25 protein-coding genes, 4 pseudogenes and 1 other annotated feature are annotated in these 24,347 nt (G+C 38.8%); of the genes and pseudogenes, 24 read left to right on the top strand and 5 right to left on the bottom strand.

The genetic code is table 11. The annotated features are described in order from the left end of the window. Nucleotides 1-79 precede the first annotated feature (79 nt). The 4 genes and pseudogenes from AC4MC0_RS07420 to AC4MC0_RS07435 form a co-directional block, all read left to right on the top strand. A pseudogene (locus tag AC4MC0_RS07420) lies at nucleotides 80-490 on the top strand (guanosine-3',5'-bis(diphosphate) 3'-pyrophosphohydrolase); the annotation flags it as partial. A gap of 371 nt (nucleotides 491-861) precedes the next feature. Continuing rightward, entirely contained in the window at nucleotides 862-1,263 is a 402-nt protein-coding gene (locus AC4MC0_RS07425) for a hypothetical protein (protein WP_262579404.1), read from the top strand. A gap of 249 nt (nucleotides 1,264-1,512) precedes the next feature. After that, nucleotides 1,513-3,696 carry an McrB family protein gene (locus AC4MC0_RS07430; protein WP_491887436.1) on the top strand — a complete coding sequence of 728 codons (2,184 nt, stop codon included), beginning with the start codon at nucleotides 1,513-1,515 and terminating at the stop codon, nucleotides 3,694-3,696. A 12-nt stretch (nucleotides 3,697-3,708) separates the two neighbouring features. Next, nucleotides 3,709-4,986 carry an McrC family protein gene (locus AC4MC0_RS07435; protein WP_104795249.1) on the top strand — a complete coding sequence of 426 codons (1,278 nt, stop codon included), beginning with the start codon at nucleotides 3,709-3,711 and terminating at the stop codon, nucleotides 4,984-4,986. 122 nt (nucleotides 4,987-5,108) lie between these two features. On the opposite strand, the gene AC4MC0_RS07440 is transcribed toward AC4MC0_RS07435, so the two are convergent. Continuing rightward, complete coding sequence (locus AC4MC0_RS07440) at nucleotides 5,109-5,981, bottom strand: competence protein CoiA family protein (RefSeq protein ID WP_104795250.1); 873 nt, start codon at nucleotides 5,979-5,981, stop codon at nucleotides 5,109-5,111. Nucleotides 5,982-6,083: 102 nt separating this feature from the next. On the opposite strand from AC4MC0_RS07440, the gene AC4MC0_RS07445 reads away from it, so the two are divergent. After that, nucleotides 6,084-7,067 (top strand): hypothetical protein, encoded by a 984-nt coding sequence (locus AC4MC0_RS07445; protein ID WP_092692085.1) that lies wholly within the window; start codon nucleotides 6,084-6,086, stop codon nucleotides 7,065-7,067. A gap of 34 nt (nucleotides 7,068-7,101) precedes the next feature. Next, a pseudogene (locus tag AC4MC0_RS07450) lies at nucleotides 7,102-7,515 on the top strand (metallophosphoesterase); the annotation flags it as partial. Here AC4MC0_RS07450 and AC4MC0_RS07455 read toward each other — a convergent pair. Continuing rightward, nucleotides 7,508-8,176: pseudogene (locus tag AC4MC0_RS07455) on the bottom strand (IS3 family transposase); the annotation flags it as partial. The pseudogenes AC4MC0_RS07450 and AC4MC0_RS07455 sit on opposite strands and share 8 nt — an antisense overlap. Next, nucleotides 7,851-7,967, bottom strand: a sequence feature (AL1L pseudoknot). Its footprint overlaps the pseudogene before it by 117 nt. A gap of 436 nt (nucleotides 8,177-8,612) precedes the next feature. Further along, a pseudogene (locus AC4MC0_RS07460) lies at nucleotides 8,613-8,738 on the bottom strand (EamA family transporter); the annotation flags it as partial. A gap of 89 nt (nucleotides 8,739-8,827) precedes the next feature. Here AC4MC0_RS07460 and AC4MC0_RS07465 point away from each other — a divergent pair. The 15 genes from AC4MC0_RS07465 to AC4MC0_RS07535 all read left to right on the top strand — a co-directional run bounded on the left by AC4MC0_RS07465 (nucleotide 8,828) and on the right by AC4MC0_RS07535 (nucleotide 20,240). Further along, nucleotides 8,828-8,998: a hypothetical protein gene (locus tag AC4MC0_RS07465; RefSeq protein WP_473340132.1), complete on the top strand. Its 171-nt coding sequence runs from the start codon at nucleotides 8,828-8,830 to the stop codon at nucleotides 8,996-8,998. Between the two features lie 289 nt (nucleotides 8,999-9,287). Then, nucleotides 9,288-9,770 carry an urease accessory protein UreE gene (ureE, locus tag AC4MC0_RS07470; RefSeq protein WP_005090807.1) on the top strand — a complete coding sequence of 161 codons (483 nt, stop codon included), beginning with the start codon at nucleotides 9,288-9,290 and terminating at the stop codon, nucleotides 9,768-9,770. After that, nucleotides 9,757-10,422 carry an urease accessory protein UreF gene (locus AC4MC0_RS07475; RefSeq protein WP_004778087.1) on the top strand — a complete coding sequence of 222 codons (666 nt, stop codon included), beginning with the start codon at nucleotides 9,757-9,759 and terminating at the stop codon, nucleotides 10,420-10,422. Before ureE ends, AC4MC0_RS07475 begins: the two co-directional genes overlap by 14 nt. A gap of 18 nt (nucleotides 10,423-10,440) precedes the next feature. Then, on the top strand, nucleotides 10,441-11,055 hold the full coding sequence (gene ureG / locus AC4MC0_RS07480) for an urease accessory protein UreG (RefSeq protein WP_004778085.1): 615 nt from the start codon (nucleotides 10,441-10,443) through the stop codon (nucleotides 11,053-11,055). A gap of 12 nt (nucleotides 11,056-11,067) precedes the next feature. Further along, a complete protein-coding gene (locus AC4MC0_RS07485) occupies nucleotides 11,068-11,640 on the top strand; it encodes a HupE/UreJ family protein (RefSeq protein WP_004778083.1) in 573 nt (190 codons plus the stop codon). Nucleotides 11,641-11,674: 34 nt separating this feature from the next. Beyond that, nucleotides 11,675-12,577, top strand: coding sequence for an urease accessory protein UreD (locus AC4MC0_RS07490; RefSeq protein ID WP_004778080.1), 903 nt, complete (start codon nucleotides 11,675-11,677; stop codon nucleotides 12,575-12,577). A gap of 159 nt (nucleotides 12,578-12,736) precedes the next feature. After that, nucleotides 12,737-13,039 (top strand): urease subunit gamma, encoded by a 303-nt coding sequence (gene ureA / locus AC4MC0_RS07495; RefSeq protein WP_004778079.1) that lies wholly within the window; start codon nucleotides 12,737-12,739, stop codon nucleotides 13,037-13,039. Between the two features lie 19 nt (nucleotides 13,040-13,058). Further along, on the top strand, nucleotides 13,059-13,367 hold the full coding sequence (locus AC4MC0_RS07500; protein ID WP_004778077.1) for an urease subunit beta: 309 nt from the start codon (nucleotides 13,059-13,061) through the stop codon (nucleotides 13,365-13,367). Between the two features lie 89 nt (nucleotides 13,368-13,456). Further along, nucleotides 13,457-13,918, top strand: coding sequence for a GNAT family N-acetyltransferase (locus AC4MC0_RS07505; RefSeq protein WP_004778076.1), 462 nt, complete (start codon nucleotides 13,457-13,459; stop codon nucleotides 13,916-13,918). Nucleotides 13,919-13,929: 11 nt separating this feature from the next. Beyond that, the gene (gene ureC / locus AC4MC0_RS07510; protein ID WP_004778074.1) at nucleotides 13,930-15,630 is read left to right on the top strand and encodes an urease subunit alpha; all 1,701 of its coding nucleotides are present in this window, start codon (nucleotides 13,930-13,932) and stop codon (nucleotides 15,628-15,630) included. A 443-nt stretch (nucleotides 15,631-16,073) separates the two neighbouring features. Then, on the top strand, nucleotides 16,074-17,036 hold the full coding sequence (gene puuE / locus AC4MC0_RS07515) for an allantoinase PuuE (protein WP_000127611.1): 963 nt from the start codon (nucleotides 16,074-16,076) through the stop codon (nucleotides 17,034-17,036). A 143-nt stretch (nucleotides 17,037-17,179) separates the two neighbouring features. Then, nucleotides 17,180-17,683, top strand: coding sequence for a 2-oxo-4-hydroxy-4-carboxy-5-ureidoimidazoline decarboxylase (gene uraD, locus AC4MC0_RS07520; RefSeq protein WP_005265718.1), 504 nt, complete (start codon nucleotides 17,180-17,182; stop codon nucleotides 17,681-17,683). Then, nucleotides 17,680-18,000, top strand: coding sequence for a hydroxyisourate hydrolase (gene uraH / locus AC4MC0_RS07525; protein ID WP_000625767.1), 321 nt, complete (start codon nucleotides 17,680-17,682; stop codon nucleotides 17,998-18,000). Before uraD ends, uraH begins: the two co-directional genes overlap by 4 nt. Nucleotides 18,001-18,035: 35 nt before the next feature. Then, the gene (locus tag AC4MC0_RS07530; protein WP_000139429.1) at nucleotides 18,036-19,397 is read left to right on the top strand and encodes a nucleobase:cation symporter-2 family protein; all 1,362 of its coding nucleotides are present in this window, start codon (nucleotides 18,036-18,038) and stop codon (nucleotides 19,395-19,397) included. A gap of 126 nt (nucleotides 19,398-19,523) precedes the next feature. Beyond that, nucleotides 19,524-20,240 carry an outer membrane protein OmpK gene (locus AC4MC0_RS07535; protein ID WP_004778009.1) on the top strand — a complete coding sequence of 239 codons (717 nt, stop codon included), beginning with the start codon at nucleotides 19,524-19,526 and terminating at the stop codon, nucleotides 20,238-20,240. Nucleotides 20,241-20,365: 125 nt separating this feature from the next. On the opposite strand, the gene AC4MC0_RS07540 is transcribed toward AC4MC0_RS07535, so the two are convergent. Both AC4MC0_RS07540 and alc read right to left on the bottom strand, forming a co-directional pair. Then, nucleotides 20,366-20,866 carry an ureidoglycolate lyase gene (locus tag AC4MC0_RS07540; RefSeq protein WP_000250866.1) on the bottom strand — a complete coding sequence of 167 codons (501 nt, stop codon included), beginning with the start codon at nucleotides 20,864-20,866 and terminating at the stop codon, nucleotides 20,366-20,368. Between the two features lie 96 nt (nucleotides 20,867-20,962). Then, nucleotides 20,963-21,970 carry an allantoicase gene (gene alc / locus AC4MC0_RS07545; protein WP_000212598.1) on the bottom strand — a complete coding sequence of 336 codons (1,008 nt, stop codon included), beginning with the start codon at nucleotides 21,968-21,970 and terminating at the stop codon, nucleotides 20,963-20,965. A 210-nt stretch (nucleotides 21,971-22,180) separates the two neighbouring features. Between alc and hpxO the strand changes: the two genes are divergently transcribed. The 3 genes from hpxO (at nucleotide 22,181) to tnpB (ending at nucleotide 24,300) form a co-directional block, all read left to right on the top strand. Beyond that, nucleotides 22,181-23,338: an FAD-dependent urate hydroxylase HpxO gene (gene hpxO, locus AC4MC0_RS07550; RefSeq protein ID WP_000406591.1), complete on the top strand. Its 1,158-nt coding sequence runs from the start codon at nucleotides 22,181-22,183 to the stop codon at nucleotides 23,336-23,338. Nucleotides 23,339-23,584: 246 nt separating this feature from the next. After that, entirely contained in the window at nucleotides 23,585-23,968 is a 384-nt protein-coding gene (tnpA, locus tag AC4MC0_RS07555) for an IS66-like element accessory protein TnpA (RefSeq protein ID WP_004691518.1), read from the top strand. Continuing rightward, nucleotides 23,965-24,300: an IS66 family insertion sequence element accessory protein TnpB gene (gene tnpB / locus AC4MC0_RS07560; RefSeq protein WP_225546543.1), complete on the top strand. Its 336-nt coding sequence runs from the start codon at nucleotides 23,965-23,967 to the stop codon at nucleotides 24,298-24,300. Before tnpA ends, tnpB begins: the two co-directional genes overlap by 4 nt. Nucleotides 24,301-24,347: the final 47 nt, after the last annotated feature.

The raw sequence follows: 24,347 nt of genomic DNA on the forward strand, positions 1-24,347 counted from the left end.
TATGATTGAACTTTATTTATTTGCTGTAATTGATTAATATAATTGAATAAAATTTGATTAAATATAAAGGGAATATCATATCGCTACTTTAGAAAAAGCAATTTCCTTCGCAACTGAACGGCATTTGGGGCAAATAGATAAAGCAGGGCAACCCTACATCCATCACCCCTTGCGTGTCATGCAAAATGCACAACATCCTGATGCCAAAATTGTCGCTGTTCTGCATGATATTTTGGAAGATACAGCAACATCGGTAACTGATTTAAGATCACTAGGGTTTAATGAAAAAATTATTCATGCAGTTTTAGCCGTCACAAAACAAGATGGTGAAAGTCGTTTTCAGGCAGTGCAAAGAACAGTAAGAAATCCGATTGCTTGCGAAGTTAAACTTGCTGATCTGAGCGACAATATGGATTTATCGCGCCTTCCCAAAATATCTATCAAAGATTTGATTCGCTATAAACAATATCAAAAGGTTCAGAAAATACTAAAAGAGGCTTATGCAATTCATCAGCATATAAATACTTTAGATCTGGATGCTGAATATCCGGAGTTTGAATACGGCTGTATGCAGTTTAATTTTCAATATTTATTGAATGCTCTATTTGATCAATTGCATCCGATGGGTGGAAACCAAATTGGTAGTCCTCAGGAGTGGTGGATTTTATTCGAAGATGCTAGTGAATATTTTGCCTATTGTAAGCGTAAAAAATTAAGACCTTCTGCAAAACACTTTATTCAATTATTTAATTCAACTGATCGTGATTTTTTCGGCAGTTCATTCCAAACAGCACAAACTCAAGATATTTTGATGGGGATATACACTAATCATATTCATCATCATTTTACGAAGGATATCGTATGATTTTGAAAGAAGACTTAATGATTGATGGATTACACTACATACTCAAATTTGATCATTACAGTTTTTCCTTTTCTTTAAATAGACCACCCCGTGCCCGAGTTCAGATCAATTACCGTAAACATCCAGAATTAGCCTTATTTAGAGATGAACCCATATATGAGGATCTCAACTTGAAGTTACCTGCCTTGAAAGTTTTTAATGCGATTAGTCAGAGAGTTGAGGAGCTAATTTATAAACATGGTATTCATTATTGGTCTTTTAGTGCGACCTCAACTAAAAAAGCCAATGTCTACGAAAAACTTTTAAGGCGATGGATGAGTCGTAACACCATGGCCTTTAAATATGATCGTGTGGGAAATGATTTTTATGTATATGTAGAGAATAATTTTAATGATTAATACCGCTAAAATAGCGGATAATTTAATGCAGATACTTATTTGTCAGTTTGAGTAGATGTGGATGGTGTGAAATTAAAATATAGGGAAGTTGTAAGTGTATTTATGTCGTATATACAAAAAAATGAGAGAGCATTCTTGATTAAAAGAAAGTAAAGCTTGGGTAGCCTTGCTAAGACTGGGCAGAATTTAAAACCGAGTGAAATCATTTATTAAAGCGTAAAGAAATAGATTTTGAGTTTGGGGGAAATGATGAATTTTTGGGTTGCTGGTGCTGATTGGGATGGTGAAGATAAAACACCTGAGTTTATTGAAAAAGGCATTTGGCAGAATGGCTATACAGATAAATATCTGGATCGCGTAAATGCTATTCAAGCAGGGGATCGAATTGCAATAAAAGCAATTTATGGCCAAAAATATAATATGCCGTTTAATAATTACGGTTGTCTTGTAAGCTGCATGAAAGTCAAAGCCATTGGTACCGTAAAGAAAAACTTAAATGATGGACGCACCTTAGAAGTCGAATGGGAGCAACAATTTGAACCTGAAAAAATAATTTACTTTTATACTTATCGTCAAACAATCACCCGTATAAAAAGAAAAGATGTCCAAGACTGTATCTTTTCAGGCCATACTCAGGATTTAACTGAACTTGAAAACCTTTATAAAAAACGATCAGAGAGTAGAAAAGAAAAGCTAACGGATGAATTTATTCTAAAGCAGTTTAAAAATGTTCCGAATTTTAATCACATTGAACAAAATACTGAGCATCGAAAGCTTTTTCTAGAGTTAGCAAGATATATCCATGAAACACCTATGGATTGGTGGGTTGCACCTTCAGAGCGGCCTCCGGTTAGATTCGGCACAAACAATAAATTCAATGGGCGAAATAGTACAGTGAGCTATGTGGCTGCTGTTGGTTTCGATCAAGATGGCACATTCTATATTCCAAATGAAAATGAATCAGAGTTTTCAATAGATGAGTTAGGAACAATTCGATTAACGGCCTCCAAATTAGAAGAACTCAAAAGCATGTCCTTGAACAAAATGGAAACTGATCGAGATCCTTTTGTGGGTTACTGGCCGGAAAACTATAACAATATTGATATAATAGAGACTAACATGAATCCATCAGAACAGATAAAACAGCCCCTAAACCGTATTTTATTTGGTGCAGCGGGTACAGGTAAAACTTACCATACGATTAACCATGCCTTATCCATTATTGAAAACAAACCTCTCGAAATTTTAGAACAAGAAGATCGCACGGCGCTAAAATTACGTTTTGATCAGTACAAAGAACAATGTCAAATTAAGTTTGTCACTTTCCATCAAAGTTTTAGTTATGAAGATTTTGTGGAAGGGATTCGGGCTGAAACGGATGATAATGGGCAGTTAAGCTATGATGTAAAAGCAGGCGTATTTAAAGAGATTTGTGAAGATGCCCAAATAGAAATTGATGCTAAGCAAAATAATGTATCAGCACCGATTGAAGCAAGCATCAATAGTGCGATTGATCAACTCATTACTCAGGCTAAAACAGAGGAAATGATTTTTCATACTAAACGTGGTGCGGAAATTAAAGTATCAAGTAATTCAGCAGGTACGTTATTCGCTCTTACATCTACAGGAAGTAATATCACTTTATCTATTAGGCATATTCGTAACTATTTGAAGACACAAAGTGACATTATTGTTGATCAAAAAAGTTATGAATGGGCTATCGCTAATTCATTACGTTCAGAAGTTGAATATGCAAAGTCTATTGAAAAGGTAAAACCTTATGTACTCATCATTGATGAAATTAACCGAGGTAACATTTCCCGTATCTTTGGTGAATTGATTACGCTAATTGAAGATTCAAAACGCCAAGGCGCAGACGATGCATTGTCGGTGACACTTCCATATTCTAAAGATGACTTCTCTGTACCTGATAATGTTTACATTATTGGTACCATGAATTCGTCTGACAGATCTTTAACAGGTTTAGATATTGCCTTGCGCCGTCGCTTTACTTTTATCGAAATGCCACCAAAGCCTGAGTTTCTAACTGGCGTTGAGGTTATGGGTTTGGATATTAGAAAGTTATTAGAAGTCATCAATCAGCGTATTGAGGTGTTATTAGACCGAGATCACTGTATTGGGCATGCCAACTTTATGACTTTGCAGAAAGATCCATCTCTTACTAACTTAGCGCAAATATTTAAGCAAAAAATCATTCCTCAGCTTCAAGAGTATTTCTTTGATGATTGGTCTAAGATCAATATGGTGCTCAATGCAAATGGCATGCTGCGATCGAATGGTATAGATAAATCAGTATTATTCCCAAATGTAGCACATGAATCGGAGAGCTATTTTGAGGAGCAGAAAACATGGGAAGTCGTCGATGATGTATTTAATTCAATAGAGAGCTTTACTAAGATTATTAAGCACTAATTGGGGATCGTGATGCCTGATTTTACCGTCCGAGAATATGCCTTCATTAGCATTGCTTATGAAGGCTGTCCTGATCCAACTTTAGACCATGCTTATATATCTGGGAAAGCATTTGAGCATCTATGTGGGCTCTCAGCATCATTTTCAAAGCACGGTGCGAAAGTATTTGAGTTGGCAGGGCGAAGAAAGCTTAAGCTTGATCAATATGTGGGAGTGATAGAAACCCCATGTGGTACACGGATTGAAATCCTCCCTAAACATGTGGAGCTTAATGGCACTGATGATCAAGATATTATTCAGCAAGAACGTAAACTGCTTCAGAAAATGCTGAGTGTTTCACTACATTTACCATATAGAGAAGCAGGAAGTGCCAATTTAAACCGCTTTAAACAACCTTTGCATGAATGGATTATGACGCAGTTCCTTGCCTCGTTTGAGCGTTTGGTACAACGTGGTTTACGTTTTGATTATAACCGTGTGCAAGAGGAACAAAATTTTTTACGTGGACAATTACAGCATGTGAAATATATGCGTCAGCCACTTACAAAGAAACATATCTTTCCGATTGAGCATGATGTTTATGAGGTGAATCGACCTGAAAATAGATTGATACGTACAGCCTTAGAAGTGGTGTGTAAAAAGAGCAAAGACGCAAGTAATTGGAAATTGGCGCAAGAGCTGAGACTTATGACCAATGAGATCCCTCGATGCCAAAAGATTAAGCAGGATTTTAGACAATGGCAGTCAGGACGTTTACTCGCTTTGTATGCTGAGATTAAACCTTGGACGGAGTTAATCTTAGGTGAATATATGCCTGTATCTACTCAGGGGGAGTGGCGTGGCATGAGTTTACTCTTCCCAATGGAGAAGCTATTTGAGCACTATGTTGCTTATCATCTACGCCGTAACTTACCTGAATATACTGTGAAGACACAGTATGCGACGGAGCATATTTGTCAGCATCAAGAACGTCGTATTTTTAAGCTTAAGCCTGATATTTTCATTGAATGTCTGAATGCAAAACCGATTGTGATGGATACCAAGTGGAAGTTGATTGATCAAAGTGATCGAGCTGGGCGTTATGGTTTGAAAGATAGTGATATTCAGCAAATGTTTGCTTATAGCCACTATTACCTCAAGCATGACAGTGATGTTGTACTTGTCTATCCATATCGGAAGGACAAGTTCACGCAGCCATTGGATGACTTTAAGTTTAGGCTTCCCTCTAGTGCAAAACTACGTGTAGTACCTTTCAATGTAGATGATCCAAAAAACTTCAAAATTATTTAGTCTTTTATCTTGTGAGGTCAGTCCCATATTTGGGACTAAAATCTACTTTTTAGCTAGATCAGTCCCAGTTTAGGTACTTTTCGTTTGGCAGAAATAGGCAAGTATTTATGGGTAATGTAGTTTTATTCATTAAGTTCTTTTAGTCTTTGTAAAACCTGTTCCGAAAATGGTAGCCAATAGTTCCAAGATTTATATTTAGGATTATAGGAGCCAATCCCTTCACGTTTCCATTCTTTGAGCATTGCAATGATTTCAGGGTTATATGCGCTATTCACTGAAACCATACCACTCGCAAAATGGCGAACATTAAGATGCATGCCTTTCACTTTAAATTTATAGTCCTGCCAATTCGGACTGGTGTTCTGTAGTTCAGACGTTATGGGTAGAGTGGTTGTGATTTTGTAGGAAGTAGATGTTATTTGTTGCCCAGTGGATTGTTTTTGAGGAAATGGGTAAATCCATCTTCTATTGTCCAGGTTCTCGAGGATTTGCTGTGTGGCTTCTGTACTTGGAATTGCAATATCACTGTTAAGAAGTGGTGATAAATCGATTTCAATACATTTTGATTTAAATGCCTCAATGCGTTTTAGTTTTTCAGCATCAATAAAATGAGTGACTGCGATCTCAATTAAAATAGGTTCGCCATCAAAATAACCAATAAGGTCAGGGCGAATTAAACCGAGAGAAAATTCAGGTAATAATTTTTCGAAGGTCCACCATGCAGCTTCACTATCTGAATCAGGTAGGGCAGGAAGCATAAGTCCCATAGATTCAAGAATAACTTCTTTGGCATATTTATGGAGTACAGATTCAGGGTTAATCGTACAGCTTTCTTTATTGCTTGCGTGTGCAAAATGATGTTCTTTAATTTCCCCTTTACGAGCGATCACAGCTTCACCACATTCAAAGCAAGTGCATTGGCATGCGAGTCCACGTTCAACCTGCTCAATATTAACCAATTTATTATTTTCGTTTAATGCAATATACATCGTCATGATTAAAATCCTTTAGGAAGTTGATTTACTCATTCACTATGCTTGTGATCTAATTGTCCTAACACCGTATAAAGGGGAAATACGGGTAAAATGGGGGTTTAAGTGTCTGAATTAAAATTAAAAGTTTTTGTTGTGTTAGATGATATTTTAAAGAAGGACTTAGCAGATAACAGAGCATACGATTGCTTAAAAGTAATCTGTAGCGCATCGATTGATGCTTTAAATACTCAAAATGAAGAGCTAATAACGTATACCAGGTATCAACTAAAACTCATTCTTGATGGTCAGCAATCTGTTGCATCGATGGATTCAAAAGATCTAGGGAAGTGGATGAGTGACAAAAAATTAAGTGCATTCCTTGATCGTGTCATCACAAAACATACTAAAAAATTCAAAGAGATTGGTTATATTCCTGTTGTAAAAACCAACGATACAATTGGAGGAAAAGGAAATGAGCGCCGTTATTGGTTGGATATTACAGAATACGCTCAGACCCAAAATGAAGAAGATCAAAAGCTTGATGAGAATGAAATTTCTTATGAGCGGGTTGATCCTTCTGAAATTAAATTGTCTTGGTTTTACCGATTTATATTTAAAAAAGGAGAGATTAGAAATAAAAGCTTTAGAGGTTTGATGATGCTGATCGTTCTTTTAGGCGGTTTTATTTCGTGGGCTTTATATGTTTGTGCATTTTCATTGGTTTTAGTACGTGAAGGACAAAACTTCACGACACTTGATTTGTTGTTTATAGCCTGTTTAATTGGATTTTCTTACCTATCATTCAAATATTGGTTCACTCCGTTATGGAATTTACCAGAGCATCGAGTCATTAAGGCACCTATGACGTTTATTTCACTTAATGAGGATCATGCTGATATTGAGATGTATCGTGATAGAGAGCGTAATCAATTAACACGTATAACTCGGTTTAAAGGGATATGTCCGATTTGTTCAGCAGAGGTTGTACTTAGAATTGGTCAACCTGATCATAATTTGCCATTAGTTGGACGTTGTGTAGAAAGTCCTTTTGCGCATGTGTATAGCTTTGATCGGGTGTTAATGAGTGGAAAGCTGTTAAGTCGGTAATCATATTGAAATTAAGGGGGGATCATTTAAGACAATGAGCTATTCTCCTATTTTGACAATCAATACAAATCAAACGAATCATATATATGTGGTTGGTGAGTTGCATGGCTGTTATAGCCTTTTGATGCAAGAACTCCAAAATATTAATTTTGATTTTCAAAATGATGTGCTTATTTGTACAGGTGATCTTGTAGATCGAGGCGCAGAAAATTTAGTCTGTATCTCCTTATTGGATGAAGCTTGGTTTTATACCGTGCGTGGTAATCATGAAGAAATGTGTATCAAGTCAGCTCATGATCCTAAAATAAAAGAGATTCACGCACGTAATGGAGGTGAATGGTTTTATCAGTTATCTCAAATACAGCGGCTAGAAATTATTGAACGTTTTAAGCAATTGCCTTTAGTGATCGAAGTCCAATTGAAAAATAAAAAGATTGGTGTTGTACATCCGCTAAACCTTGCCAATCTGCTTTTAAATATTCAATCACCTCTGTTTTGTATAAGCCATTCACTGTTTCAGCCAAAGCATTATCGTATGAATCACCAGTTGTACCGACTGACGCTCGTAAATTTGCTGCTTCTATGCATCAATCGAGCAACTGTACAACGTGCGATAACATAACCTTCACGTTTCAATTGTTGCCAGACCTTACGCACACCATATCGACCAGAACTTTCTTTCCAAATTCGTTTAATTTGTTAAGCATGATGCAAGTCATGTAAATCTCGTTTCGCTCGATGTTCTGGATTATCAAAGAGATCTAAAATTCGATAATAGGTCGAAGCCGCGATCGGTAAAATCCTGCAAATCGCCTCAACACCATATAACGCCTTATTGTTATGGATAAAATCCACCATTATTTGTGTGGGCGGTCGAGCTCCGCCTGGGCGAAAAAAGCGGCTGCTTTACGTAGAATTTCGTTAGCACGTTGCAGTTCTTTATTTTCGCGTTCCAGTTGTTTGATACGTTCTTGGTCTGAAAGCTGCTGTACTTTAACTGGATTTTGTTTATCTAAATATTTTTGATACCAAACACGTAGTGTTTCAGGAGTACAGCCAATCTTAGGAGCAATTGCTGTGATTGCAGACCAATACGATGGATAGTCTCTCAGAATATTGACTCTCCGACAAACACGGTACGGTTCACTATCGGGATGTTGAGCAGATAAGAAAAGTTGGGTTCAGCGGATGCTTACTTTAAAATCAGGAACAGCCCGTCTAGCTGCTATTTATTTTGATTACCAGGAAAGTGTGGAGTGGCATAAAAAGCAACTTGAATTGAGATAGTTTTATAAATTGTGTCCTAACTAAAGATTACAGTAGTAATCTTTAGTTGTGTGATTCATAGACATCATTTCAATTTAATGCTCTACATGGCTTTGTTGCACAAATACCTAACACTATAATTTTATTATGTTTATTTTTATTGAAATTCAACAAAAACATTAAAAATCAGTAGCTTCAAAAATATTTATGCAATAAAGCCTAAGGAAGTTACCATACTTTTTTATATGTTTAACTTCCTAAGCCCCTTATTTAATTATTTTATGTTGTTCGGACAAGTTTACGTGAAGTGATGTGTGATTGAATTTTTTTCCCTAATAAATGCACCATCAAACCCAGCATAACAATACAAGAACCCAGCCACTGCAAAGTATTTAATTGTTCATCGGCTTTGTTGCATAAATATGTAAGCATCTGATTTAAATAAATTTAATTTTGGATCAAAAAATAATCAAAACTTTTAAAATCATATAGTTATGAAATCTTTGTGCAACAAAGCCCATTGGGTTGAACAAGGGGCATGTATTTATCTCTGTGGTAGTTTAAATATGGCCCAAGGTATTGATGATGCTTTAGTAGAAATTTTAGGTGCTAAACAAATTAATGCCTTACGTAAGGCCGGTCACTACCGACGAGATGTGTATTAATGCTTAGCTAGATTGGCATAAATTCTATTTCTACAATCCTCCATCGATGGGGGGATTTTTTTATGGCCATCTGAATAATTATCGGCAATCACATATTTTTTAATAATTAAGATGTCTTGCACGAAGCAAATTTCAAAATAATTAGATAGACACGGCAAAAATAAAACGCTTGGCAAAATAAGATTGGCATGAATAGTGCATTATTTTAATGCAAATCATTCATTTAATGCTGAATTTAGCATCAATTTAGTTCACGAATCACGATAAAAGAAATTGAGATTGGGTATTTATGAAAATCTATACGGAAAGACTTGAGGGTAATGTCGTACAAGAAAATGTTGAGATAGTTGAACTGACATTTGATACACGACAAAAGAGCCGTTTTCGTGCAACTTTAGCTAACGGGCACGATATTGGTGCAGATTTACCCCGTACCGGCATTTTAAGGCACGGTTCATATATCGCAACTCAAGAGGGTGATGTACTGCGTGTCGATGCCAAAGCAGAAAAACTCATGAAAGTAGAAGCACCAAGCAGCTTTGATTTATTAAAAGCAGCGTATCACTTAGGTAATCGTCACGTCCCTTTAATGCTCACACCAACGGCGCTGTATTTTGAGCCAGATCATGTATTGGCTGAAATGATAATTGGACTTGGTTTAACGGTATATGAAACCATGCATCCATTTGAGCCTGAAAGCGGTGCTTATGCACAGCATCAGCATGATCACAGATTAAGCCCAATTAAGGCTTTGCATCATGTTCACACCTAATGCTTCACAGCTTTTAAGTCTGTTGACTTTGTCCTCAACGGCACTACCAATTGGGGCGTACTGTTATTCTCAAGGGGTAGAAAGTGCGATTGATCAGAGCTTAATTTTTGATGAAACCTCGAGCATTACTTATTTTGAAGAAGTGCTTGAAATGCTTTTGGTACGGTTTGAGCTGCCCGTTTTGAAACGCCTAATAATATCTTTTGATCAGCCTGAGCAGTTTGAATACTGGGCGCAGTTATATAGAGCAAGTCGAGAAAGCAAAGAGTTATTGGCTGAATCACAGCAATTGGCATTTTCATTAAATGCGTGGATTCGTGATGTGCTGAAAAAGCCTGTGAAATTAAAAAAGCAGATCGGTTTCGTACCCATCTATGCGCATCTTTGTGGGCAACTCGAACTTGATGTTGCAGAGGTTTTGACTGCTTATACCTTTACCGTACTTGAAAATCAGGTGTTGGCTGCCGTGAAAACTGTACCACTTGGACAGATGAGTGGACAACGGATTTTATGGCATGTGCATGGGCTGATTCCAGAGGCAATTGAACGTGCTTTAGCACTGCAAGATGCTGAACTCAGTAGCGCCTTACCTAATTACGCCATGCTCAGTATGGCACACGAAACACAATATTCACGATTATTTAGATCTTAAAAATAAAGGACATTTCACATGACAGAACGTAGCCCATTACGCGTAGGTATTGGCGGTCCAGTTGGTTCAGGTAAAACAGCGCTTACTTTAAATTTATGTCAGGCACTGCGTGAAAAATACAATATGGCGGTGGTGACCAATGATATTTATACCAAAGAAGATTCCAACTTTTTAACACGCCATGAAGCTATGTCACCTGAGCGTATTGTTGGTGTAGAAACAGGTGGTTGCCCGCATACCGCAATTCGTGAGGACGCCTCCATTAACCTAGCGGCTATTGATGACCTGTGCGAAAAATTTGATGGCCTTGAACTGATCATTATTGAAAGTGGCGGTGATAATTTGGCAGCAACATTTAGCCCGGAACTTTCAGATTTAACCCTGTATGTAATTGATGTGGCGGGTGGGGAGAAAATTCCGCGTAAAGGTGGCCCCGGTATTACCAAATCTGATTTGTTAATCATAAACAAAACCGACCTTGCACCAATGGTTGGAGCAAATTTAGATGTGATGGATCAAGACGCGAAACGTATGCGCGGTGAAAAACCTTTTCTATTTTCCAATATGAAAACTAAAGATGGCTTAAATGACATCATCAGCTTTATTGAGAAACAAGGTTTGTTTAAAGCATAAGGGGCATCCACTATGAAGTTATTATTGCAAAGAATTACCTTCACATCGTTGGCATTCTTTCCCTTGGTAGCAATGGCGCATCCAGGCCATGAGCATAGCCATAATAGTTTTATCAGCGGTTTTGTGCATCCATTTACAGGGCTTGATCATCTAATGATGGCGTTAGCATTTGGCGTATTGATTTGGACTGCACACCAGCGCTGGAAATGGGCCGGATTATTCGGTTTATCTGCCGCAATGATTGTCGGTTTTATGATCGGTGCACAATTCAACTTAGCAACAGCAATTGCTGAAAACGGCATTATTGCGTCGTTAATTGTATTGGCTGTTGCTCTTTGGACCAAAACCAATAAAGCCGTTCCTTTTATTGCTGCACTTTTGGCCGGTTTTCATGGCATCGCACATGGTACGGAACTTGGCCAAAGCGGTCAGGCAGTTTTACTGGTCGTTGGTATGGTTACAGCGATGGCATCTATATACGTATTCGGTTTGCTCGTCGGCGCATTTATTCAAAAATATGTGCCTTATGGTAAGCAAATGATTGGTGCTTTGACAGCTATTGTTGCTGTAATTGGTTTAGCTTGATGCCTCATTCATCTCAAATAATAGGGAGATGCAAATGAATGATCTGGTATTAAGCGAAACAAAATTTATATCGACACAACAGCAGCATAACAGCCAACTGTGGTATGCCTGTTTGGAACTTGGTTTTGCCTATCAAGTACAGTCAAATCGAACCGTATTACAGCATCGCAAGCATCATGGGCCTGTACGCGTTCAGAAGATGTTGTGGCCTGAAAAAACTGGTATTTGCCATGCAATTATTGTGCATCCACCAGCAGGAATTGCTGGCGGAGACCATCTGACTTTTGATATGAAAGTTGAGGCGAATGCGCATGCGTTAGTTACCACGCCCGGTGCAGGAAAATGGTACAAAACCAATGGCAAGCAAGCCTATCAGCATATTCATATACATGTCGCAGCACAGGCGACATTTGAATGGTTACCGCAAGAAACCATGCTTTTTGATGGTGCCAATGCAGACTCTGAAACACATATTCATCTAGATGAAATGGCCAGTTTTATTGGGTGGGATATGTTGGTCATCGGTCGACAAGCACGTGGTGAAATTTTTCAGCAAGGGCAATACCAAAGCAAATTTAGGCTGTATCGTGCAGACAAATTATTGGTTGCAGATAGTTTAAATTTTAAGGGGCAGGATCGGTGGCTTACATCCTGTTTAGGTATGAATGGACATGCTGTGATGGGAAGTTTCTGGGCAGTAGCACCATCGCGTTTAAGGCAAACAACATTACTGGCTGAACATATCGAATTAATCCGTGAATTGATTATGCGGATGAATCTAGCGGTGACTTTAACCCTGTTAGATGATGTGATTTGTGCACGTTATTTAGGCGATGATGTACGTGAATGCCATGATGCTTTTGCAGCAGTCCGTGCCCGTTTAAGACGCTATTGGTATGACCTAGCAGAAGAATTCCCACGGATTTGGCGCACTTAAGTTTTGCCATCATTGGAAAGTAGATAGGTCTAGCAAGATTAATAGATTAAGTGTTCATTTTACCTTTGGGTTAGGACACTAAAAATCAAAACGTGCGAGAGCGAAAGAAGAATTTGCACGCATTTTGCATTCTACATTTTAGAAGATTAGGAAATTGTTATGGAACTTAATCCAACTGAAAAAGATAAATTATTAATTTTTACCGCAGGCCTTGTTGCTGAGCGTCGTAAAGCGCGTGGATTAAAATTGAATTATCCAGAATCAATTGCATTTATTTCAGCAGCACTGCTTGAGGGCGCACGCGATGGCATGTCCGTGAGCGAGTTAATGCATTACGGCACAACCTTGTTAAGTCGTGAAGATGTCATGGATGGTGTCGCGGAAATGATTGCAGAAGTGCAGGTCGAAGCTACTTTTCCAGATGGTTCAAAGTTAGTCACAGTTCATCAACCCATTGTCTAATAAAAATAAGGAGTAAGCCATGATTCCTGGTGAAATTATTACGCCTGATTCAGACATTGAAATGAATGTCGGACGAGAAACACTGAAAATGCGTGTTGCTAATGCAGGCGATCGACCAATTCAAGTCGGTTCTCATTTTCACTTTGCTGAAGCCAATGATGCTTTGCAATTTAATCGAGAGCAAGCTAGAGGCTATCGACTCAACATCGCTGCTGGAACAGCAGTTCGTTTTGAACCGGGCCAAAGTCGAGATATCGAATTGGTTGCACTTGCAGGTAAACGTGAGGTGTATGGGTTTGCAGGGCGTGTTATGGGTAAATTGGATTAACTATTTTTATGCTCAAGTGTCTTGTTGAACAATTAAATTATTGTTAGTAATAAGTTCAATAAGTACATGAAAAAGCATAAGAGAATTAAATGTTAATAATGAAAATACGCCCAGCAACTGTTGATGATGTTGAAGCCATCGCTGCTGTTATTGAACCTTTTGTCGATTATGTTGTCGTGACTGAAGAAGGACGTGAACGCTTTAAACCTGATATGTTGAAAAACATCTTCCAACAACCACTTATTCATTATTTTGTGGCAGAAATTAATGAAGAAATCGTTGGGAATTTGGCGTATATCGCTCCATCTCATGTCATGCATTATTTCTTAAAAGCTGAATATCACGGTCAAGGTTATGGTCGACAAATGTGGGACTTTTTAGAGCAAGAAATACTTAAAAATGATCCCGATATAATCACAATAAATTCAAGTCATTATGCACTCGATATTTATAAAAAATATGGATTTGAAGTGGTCGGTGCGCTAACGGAGAAATGGGGTATTCAATTTATTCCGATGCAAAAGCTGCTAAAGCCAAAAAATCTAGAATAGGAAATATATTAATGAAAATGTCTCGCCGTGCTTATGCGGAAATGTTTGGCCCTACAGTAGGTGATAGAGTTCGCTTAGCTGATACAGAATTGTTTATTCAAGTTGAACAAGACCTCACGACTTATGGTGAAGAAGTTAAATTTGGCGGTGGCAAGGTCATTCGCGATGGTATGGGACAGTCACAATTATTGTCTGATGAGGTCGCTGATACCGTCATTACCAATGCTTTAATTGTCGATTGGTGGGGTATTGTCAAAGCCGATGTTGGACTTAAAAATGGTCGTATCTGGAAAATAGGTAAAGCAGGTAACCCTGATATTCAACCTGACATTACAATTCCTTTAGGTGCAGCAACTGAAGTCATCGCAGGTGAAGGACAAATCTTAACGGCGGGAGGGATTGATACTCACATTCATTGGATTTGCCCACAACAAGTTGAAACAGCACTAATGTCAGGCACAACTACAATGATTGGTGGTGGTACAGGCCCCGCCGCAGGAACATCTGCAACCACAGTAACTCCAGGCCCATGGCATATTGCGACCATGCTACAAGCTATTGATGATTTACCTATGAATATTGGTCTGTTAGGTAAAGGCAACTTGAGTCAGCCAGAACCAATCGCTGAACAAATCAAAGCCGGTGTGGTGGGTTTAAAATTACATGAAGACTGGGGATCGACGCCAGCCGCGATTGATAACTGTCTAAGTGTGGCGGATCAATACGATGTACAAGTTGCCATTCACACAGACACACTAAATGAAAGTGGCTTTCTAGAAGAAACCTTAGCAGCATTTAATAACCGGACCATCCACACTTACCATACTGAGGGTGCGGGCGGTGGTCACGCACCAGATATTTTAAAAGCAATTGGTCAACCCAATGTTTTACCATCTTCAACCAATCCCACACGTCCATATACCGTCAATACCATTGATGAACATTTAGATATGTTGATGGTTTGCCACCATTTAGACCCTGCAATTTCTGAAGATGTTGCTTTTGCTGAAAGTCGGATTCGCCGTGAAACTATTGCTGCAGAAGATATCTTGCAGGATATGGGCGCAATTGCCATGATGTCTTCCGACTCGCAAGCGATGGGGCGTGTGGGTGAAGTAATATTACGTACTTGGCAGACAGCACATAAAATGAAAGTGCAACGCGGCCCACTCGAAGGTGATAATCAAAATCACGATAACAATCGTGTGAAGCGCTATATTGCTAAATATACGATTAATCCTGCCATTACCCATGGATTAAGCCATGAAGTTGGTTCGATTGAAGTGGGTAAATTAGCCGATATTGTTTTATGGAAGCCTGCATTTTTTGGTGTTAAGCCCTCGATGATTATTAAAGGCGGAATGATTGCAGCTGCGCCGATGGGTGATATTAATGCTTCAATTCCAACGCCACAGCCTGTGCATTATCGTCCGATGTTTGGCGCTTACCCTCGTGGCGTACATAACACCTGCATTACCTTTTTATCGCAAGTGGCAATAGAGCAAGGCGTACATGAACAATTGGCTTTAAAGAAGTTGATTAGTCCTTGTAAAGCCACGCGTAATATCTCGAAAGCAGATATGAAGTTAAATACTTATTGTCCTGTAATGGAGGTTGACCCTGAGATTTATGAAGTACGTGCAGATGGTGTGCATTTGACTTGTGAGCCTGCGGAAGTGTTACCAATGGCGCAGCGTTACTTCTTATTTTAATCATTTCCAAAACACTATTTCACAAAGCCTTTCTGAATATGAAAGGCTTCTCTTTTTTAAATTTTAGTATTTTTGAAAAGTAAATAATCTTTAAAATAGGCTTTGTTGCATAAATATGTAAGCATCTGATTTAAATAAATTTAATTTTGGATCAAAAAATAATCAAAACTTTTAAAATCATATAGTTATGAAATCGTTGTGCAACAAAGCCATTCTAAAGTAAAAATATTAATAATTTTTTTATGTTTTGTATTCATTAGACAGTCCAAAGAAAAAATATTTTTTAGATATTAAATTTATAAAGTTAGATGCTCAATATACACGCGTCATCAGTTGTCGTTCCTTTAGAAAGGAAATAAAACTTGTATACTAAGTTTTGGCGCACTAATTGCTTAATTCATTCTATTTTTTGACTGTTTGATATAACAAATTAGGAAGTGGATGTGACAGCAACATATTTACGTGGGCAAGATCTGATAGACCAGATTCAACAACAAGACTATTCCAGAGATCTGATTGGCTATCATGGAGAACCACCCAAAGTGGAATGGCCAAATGGTGCTCGTGTCGCGGTTCAGTTTGTATTGAACTATGAAGAAGGCGGTGAAAACCATGTAGAACATGGTGATGCAGGTTCAGAACAGTTTTTGTCAGATATTATTGGCGCGGCCAGTTTTCCAGACAAACACATGTCGATGGATTCCATGTACGAATATGGCTCACGAGCGGGCTTTTGGCGCATTCACCAAGAGTTTAAAAAACGCCAACTCCCCATGACCATTTTCGGTGTGGGTATGGCTTTGGCACGCAATCCTTACATTGTGGAAGCGATTAAAGCAGCCAATTATGATGTCGTATCGCATGGTCAACGTTGGTTGCATTATCAAGATATGCCAATCGAACAAGAACGCCAACATATGGATCAAGCTATTAGCGTGCTTGAAACGCTATTTGGTAAAACACCAATCGGTTGGTATACCGGACGTGATAGCCCGAATACTCGAAAATTACTTGCTGAATTTCCTCAGATTCAATATGACTGTGACTATTATGGCGATGACTTACCATTTTGGAGCACAGTGACGAATGTAGATGGTGCAACACGTCCGCATTTAATCATTCCATATACACTTGAAAGTAATGATATGAAGTTTTGCTCGCCGGGTGGTTTTAATAGTGGTGAGCAATTTTATCAATACCTTAAAGATGCCTTTGATGTGTTATATGCCGAAGGTGAAACTGCGCCAAAAATGCTATCTATTGGTATGCACTGTCGTATTTTAGGGCGACCAGGACGCTTTAAAGCACTACAAAGATTCTTAGATTATGTGCAATCGCATGAAAAAGTATGGGTTTGTCGTCGTGCCGATATTGCAGAACATTGGATAAAACACCATGCACCGTAATAAAAAAAATAAAGAAGAAAGAGAGGCTTAGCGCCTCTTTTTTTGTGCCTATAAAAAGCAATTTGTCTAAGAAATAAGGGATTGGCATTGATATTGCAAAACATGTTTTGAACGAACATTAAATATTTTTAGGCGATTTAATAGTGCAACTTGTTGAATTTAATCAAGCATCCGAAGCCGATGTAAAAACATTTTTAAAGCACTGTGTGCAAATTGAAAGCTGGGCGAATGAGCTGCTCAGTCAGCGTCCGTATGCATCATTAGACAGTATTTTGGAATACGCGGCTCAAGCTGCTCGTACATGGTCGTGGGAAGAAATTAAATCTGCTTTAGATAATCACCCGCGTATTGGTGAAAAAAAAGCCCAAGCTGAACTTTCTGAATTAGAAAAGAATTTTTCCAACCGTGAACAATCCGCTATTTCAGCCGATGAAGAAACACAAATGGCATTGCTCAAAGGCAACATCGCTTATGAAAAAAAGTACGGCTATATCTTCTTAATTAAAGCTTCAGGCTTAAGCAGTGAAAATGTATTACAAGCATTGCAGTACCGTCTGCTGAATGATCCAGAAACTGAAAAGCGTATTGTCCATCATCAATTGGCTGAAATTGCCTTATTAAGATTAAAACAGGAGCTAAGTGCATGATCAGCTCACATATTTTAGATACAAATCTGGGGAAACCTGCTGCCAATGTCTTGATTAAATTATTCAATGCAGACGGTATGTTACTTGGTGAAGGGCAAACCAATGCAGATGGCCGTGTGACCGACTTTGGTTTAAGCGAATTTTCTACGGGTAGCTATAGCTTAGAGTTTGCCACAGCGGACTATTTTGAAAGTCTTAATACCGAAACTTTTTTCCCAAAAGCAGTGATTCATTTCTTAGTAAAAGATGCCTCACAGCATTTTCATATTCCTTTGTTGATTAGCCCTTTTGCCTATTCAACATATCGCGGTAGCTAAAAACAGCATCATAAAACGGATCGGGGGATATAAAAATGACAGAACAAAATCAAACAGTTTCACCAGAACATGAATATTTAGGTGCAGGGAAAAGCCTAGCTTATGGCTTACAACATGTATTGACGATGTATGGCGGTATTATTGCGCCGCCACTGATTATTGGTACAGCCGCAGGACTTGAACCTGCACAAATTGGTTTATTAATTGCAGCAGCATTATTTGTCGGTGGTTTAGCCACGATTTTACAAACGGTCGGTGTGAAATACATCGGTGCAAAATTACCCCTAGTTCAAGGCGTATCCTTTGCTGGTGTGGCAACGATGATTGCCATAGTCACTGCAGGTGGTGGGCTTTCGGCAGTATATGGTGCGGTTATTGTTGCTTCATTAATCGGTTTCTTTTTAGCACCATATTTTTCAAAAATTATTCGTTTTTTCCCGCCAATCGTGACCGGCTGCGTGATTACCGTGATTGGTTTGTCATTGCTACCTGTCGCAGTACGTTGGATGATGGGTGGAAATAGCAAAGCGCCTGATTGGGGCAGTGCTGAAAATATTAGTTTGGCTTTTCTAACTTTAGCCATTGTCATTGTGCTGAATATTACTCGAAACGCTACAATTCGTCGTTTATCCATCTTATTAGCAATTGTGCTAGGTACAGTGCTGGCATATGCGATGGGCTTTGGCGATTTCTCAAAAGTCGCAAATGGCAATTGGATTCAATTCCCAAGTTTCTTTGCCTTTGGTATGCCAACATTTGAACTGAGTGCCATTATTGCCATGCTAATTGTGACATTGGTGATTATGACTGAAACTACAGCTGATATTATCGCTGTTGGTGAAATTGTCGGTACCAAAGTCGACGCTGAACGTATTACCAATGGGCTACGTGCCGATATGCTTTCAAGTGCAGCAGCACCAATATTTGGCTCATTCATGCAAAGTGCCTTTGCACAAAATGTAGGCTTGGTCGCGATTACTGGTGTAAAAAGCCGTTTTGTTGTTGCAGCGGGTGGCTTAATTTTAGTTGTATTGGGTATTTTACCAATTATGGGCCGTTTGATTGCTGCAATTCCTGTACCGGTATTGGGTGGCGCAGGTTTGGTATTGTTCGGTACAGTGGCTGCAAGTGGTATTCGTACTTTAGCTAAAATTGATTATAGTGAGCAAAAGAACCTAATCATTGTTGCTACAGCAATTGCCGCAGGTATGATTCCAATTATTGATCACTCATTCTATGCGAACTTCCCAAAATGGGTACAAACCCTGTTCCATTCAGGTATTAGTTCAACGTGCCTCATGGCCATCGTATTAAATATTGTGTTTAACCATCTAAACTTTTTTAAAAGTAAAGAAGTGAATAAAACCAGCAATATTGTTATAGATAGTCATCACTAAGCTATTCAAAATAAATAAAAAAAGCTCACATTAATGTGGGTTTTTTTTATTAAAAAATCTAATATTGGCTTTGTTTTTGCTAAATAAATTACTCAAAACGTATTTATCGCTAGGAAAAACAATTTAATGAAATTTATGCCTCTTTCAGCTGCAATTCTATGCACTATTTCAGCCAACTCTATCTTTGCAGCCCCAATCTGGCAAGACTTCAGCATTACCGGTCTATATGGCACCGACTATCAGCTCATTGCAAAAGAAGACAAACAAACCACTGTGACATTTGAATACGCGTCAAAGCTTAAATATGGTGATTTCTTCATTTTTGCCGACCGTACACATAATGACGTCGGCGATCAAACCTATTTTGAAGCATCACCACGATTGAGTTTAGGCGCTGTAACGGGTAAAGAACTTAAATTTGGCCCTGTAAAAGATGTATTGCTTGCAACCACTTGGGAAGCGGGTAGCAACATGGATAATTTTCTCTATGGTATTGGCTTAGACTTTGATGTGCCATATTTTCAATATGCAAAATTAAATTTATATAAAGTGAATAATGATACTAAAGCTGATGACTATCAAATGACGCTTACCTATGCCATACCTTTTAAAATTGGCTCAGAATCTTTCTTAGCAGATGCTTTTCTGGATTGGTCAACTGCGGAAAAAGGCTCAGCCAGTGAGATGAACTGGACCAGTCAATATAAATGGAATGTGGGGCAACATATTTCCCCAGATACACGCCTGTATGTAGGCGTTGAGCATTCAGTTTGGAATAATAAATATAATATTAAAGGTAAAGATGAAAATAACGTCAGTGCGCTAGTGAAATATCACTTCTAATTGATTCGTTAAAACCGTACATCGTTACACAACATACTGCACAAGACTTAAAAGCCCCACGGATGGGGCTTTTAATTTCTGAGACAATTTTAAATTGAGGTTTCAATTTCAATGATAGTTTAAATTTATGCCACGATATTGAGTACTTCATTAAACTGATAAACATCACAATTATGTCCAATACCAATACGATCAACCACGGCAAAGTTACTTGGCGCCTCTAAAGTTAATAGAGGGTGATGCCATGTACCTGCATGGTAGTTAACACCTTGTGTACCATCTGAAATAAAAGCACAGAGTTTTGAAATATCAGGCGTTTGATCATCCAATGCAGGTGCCACCACAATTAAAAAAGCCTGACCTTGCATCGGGATAAAAGCTTGTGAGCCATTCGGATGTCGCTCAAGCATCGAAACCGAAAAAGGAATTTCTGTCTGTTTAATATTACGAAAAATACTAATACCTGCATGTGCTTCACCGAAGATTTCAGTGGTTACAAGGGCATGATAACGCTCGGTATGTGCATCATTGATATGAAAAAAATCCTGTCCTCCGCAGCAAATCACCTCACCAAAAGGGGCAAAGTTTTCAATGCTCAGGGGCTGTAGCTGAATTGTTTGAACCATGTGTAATTCTTTTATTGTCTATATCAAGTGTAGGAGAAGAAGGATAAAACCACAGTACTTATCCTTCTCGATGTAGAAAGTATTCAAGCTTTCAATTTAGCTTTTGGTTTTACCCCACAAACGAATACGGCTGATACCACCATCTGGAATCATATTAATGCGAATATGCGAGATCTTTTCATGTTGCAAAATTTCGTTTACAAAGCTATGAATATGATCCATTTGCATGTCTTGTGCTTCAAGCAAAAATGGCCAGAACATACTTTGTGGAATTAATTGTGGATCAGTTGCATCTTTAACATATACGGCTTGAATAGAGACTTGGGCTGGAAAGTTGCCTTTAAAGTGTGCCGTATCGATATCAATTTTTTCAATTGCACCAGTTTGACCCAAAGCCAAAATACACCAATCAAAGCCCGGTGCACGACGACGTTTGGTTTCCCAACCATCACCCATATTAATTCCGCGACCTGGGTTAATCAGATTACGTGGATGACCAAAATGTGCATCGCTATAAGCAATTACACGTCCACCATTTTCTAAAGCAACTAAATCAATTGTTGCAGTGTGATCTTGTTGTTGAACGCTCACTTCACCATACACTTTAAAACGAGCAACACCACCATCAGGAAAAATATTTAAACGCACATGAGTAAAAACTTGGTCAGCTGTAATCGGCAAAACATGATGCTGACTTGGGCCAAGTACGTTGTTCTCTAATATGTTCAACCATTCAGCTTGAGCAAGATCGCCATCAGGGGCGTAGCAGGCTTCAACTGAAGCTGAAGCAGGGTAATTCCCAGTGAAGAAGGTAGTGTCAATATCTAAAGCCTTAATATGCCCAGCTACGCCCAATTGAATAATTGCCCAGTCATAACCTGTGTGACGTTTACGGCGCGTTTCCCAACCATCCATCCATTTACCATGGTCATCGAATTTATCTTCAACAAAAATTGGCGCGTCAAATTGAAGCATACGTTTTGCTTCTGCGAAAAATTCATCTGAACATTCAATAATTTTTGCACCAATACGGTCATCTGCCAAATTGGTAAGTGTCTGTAATTGTGCAGGAATATCAAAATCGGGTGCTAATAAAGTCGCCATATATTAAATCCATTCGCTATTTTCTTTCAAAATTCATGCTTTGCGCTATCGTGCTACAAAAAATTTAACAAACGATAAAAACAAGCATTTACACGCGTTTAGATGCACAGCGTGTGCCAACTTTAGATTTTTTTCAGGGCGCTTTATAAAAAATGGCACGCTTTTAGCATTTTATGACTTAGAAACTTATAAAACACAGGGGAATTATAGATGGAAATTACAATTATTGGTGCAGGTATGGCGGGTCTAACTACAGGCATCGCACTAAAAAAATTCGGACACCAAGTAACCATCTATGAACAGGCAGAACAAATTTTACCGGTGGGTGCTGCTATTTCGTTATGGTCTAACGGTGTGAAATGTCTAAATTATTTGGGTTTGACAGAGCAAGTTGAAAAGCTTGGCGGCAAAATGGATAACCTTGCTTATATTGATGGTCTGACGGGCGATGTGATGACCCAGTTTAGCCTTTATCCATTGATTGAAGAAGTCGGGCAACGACCATATCCGGTATCACGTGCGGAACTTCAGAATATGTTAATGGATGAATTTGGTCGTGAAGATATTCATCTAGCTAAGAAAATGATTTCTTTTGTTGAAGAAGGAGAGCGTGTAAAAATTCAATTTGCAGATGGTAGCGAAATAGAATCTGATCTATTGGTGGGTGCAGACGGTACACACTCAATTACTCGTGCCTATGTTTTAGGTGAGCAAGTTGAGCGACGCTATGCAGGCTATGTCAATTGGAATGGTCTCGTTGATGTCTCAGACGATTATGCCGCAGCAGATCAATGGACAACGTTTGTAGGTGAAGGCAAACGTGTTTCACTGATGCCAGTGGCGAATAATCGTTTCTATTTCTTTTTTGATGTGCCGTTAGCTGTTGGTCTTGAAAATGATCGTAGCCAATACAAAGCTTTATTCAAACAATACTTTAAAGGATGGTGTGAGCCTGTCCAAAAGTTAATTGATGCAGTCGATGTGCAAAAGACCAATCGTGTAGAAATTCACGATATCGAACCATTTGCCAATTTTTACAAAGGTCGAGTGGTGATTGTAGGTGATGCAGCGCACAGTACAACACCTGATATTGGTCAAGGCGGCTGCCAAGCGATGGAAGATGCTATCTATTTGGCACGTTCATTGCAAATTAATACCTTAGGTTTACAAGATTCTTTACGTCGCTATCAGAACAAGCGTAATGAACGTGCCAATGAGTTGGTACTTCGTGCCCGTAAGCGCTGTGATGTGACACATATGAAAGATGAAGCGGTGACCCGAGAGTGGTATGAAGAGTTACGTAAAGAACAAGGCAATCATATTATGAAGGGAATTATTAGTAACATTGTCGGTAATCCACTCGACTAAGCTGTAAGACACAAAAAGAAATGTAAAACTAAAAGGTTAGCTTTCAGCAGCCAGTGTGAATATTCACACTGGCTTTTTTTAGCTATTTAGAAACATTAGATTGAAGAGCAAAGGATTAAATGTTTAAGGAAGTTGCTTTAATTGCAATTTGATTTCTTCCGTAAGCGTCCGCTGAACACACCTTATGAATTCATCCTATAAGCCTTAATTTAGTCCCCACTTAAAAACAAGTGGGGACTAAAATTTATGACTACAAATCACCAGACATCCATCGCATCTCTTGCGAAAAAACGAAGAACATACAGTGCTGAATTTAAACAGCAGATCGTTCAGGCTTGTAAAGCACCGGACGTTTCAATTGCTTCGGTCGCTTTGCAACATGGATTGAATACAAATCTTGTATCCAAATGGATTCGCTTAATTGATGCTAAGCCAGGGAATGATCGCTCACCACTACCGAATAAACCTGCATTTATTGCCTTATCTTGCTCTGCACCATTAGATCCTACTCCTACTGACATGTTAACGGTTCAAATTACTTTACCCCACTCAAAAGCAGAAATTGGCTTGAAATGGCAAGTATCAGAAATATCTGCTTTAGCAGAATTACTCAAGGCACTTGCAACATGATCCGCATTGATGAAATCTGGCTTTCTACCCAACCTCTGGATATGCGAGCAGGGATGGATACTGTCATGGCTCAGGTGGTGAGAGCCTTTGGCTACATTAAACCGCATTGTGCTTACCTGTTCTGTAATAAACGTGGCCATCGCATGAAAGTGCTGGTACATGATGGACTGGGCATCTGGCTGTGTGCCCGGCGGTTGGAACAGGGAAAATTTCACTGGGCTAAAGTTCACCAGGGTGAAAGCGTAGCCCTCAGCCCAGAACAGTTACAGGCACTGATCCAGGGTTTGCCTTGGCAGCGCATTGGACGACAGCAGGTGGTGACGATGCTCTAAACTAGCTTGGTCCATTCTGCTATTCTCCAAACGTTCTATTTCATTCT

The organism is Acinetobacter sp. CAU_H_S139_7 (genome assembly GCF_058599305.1).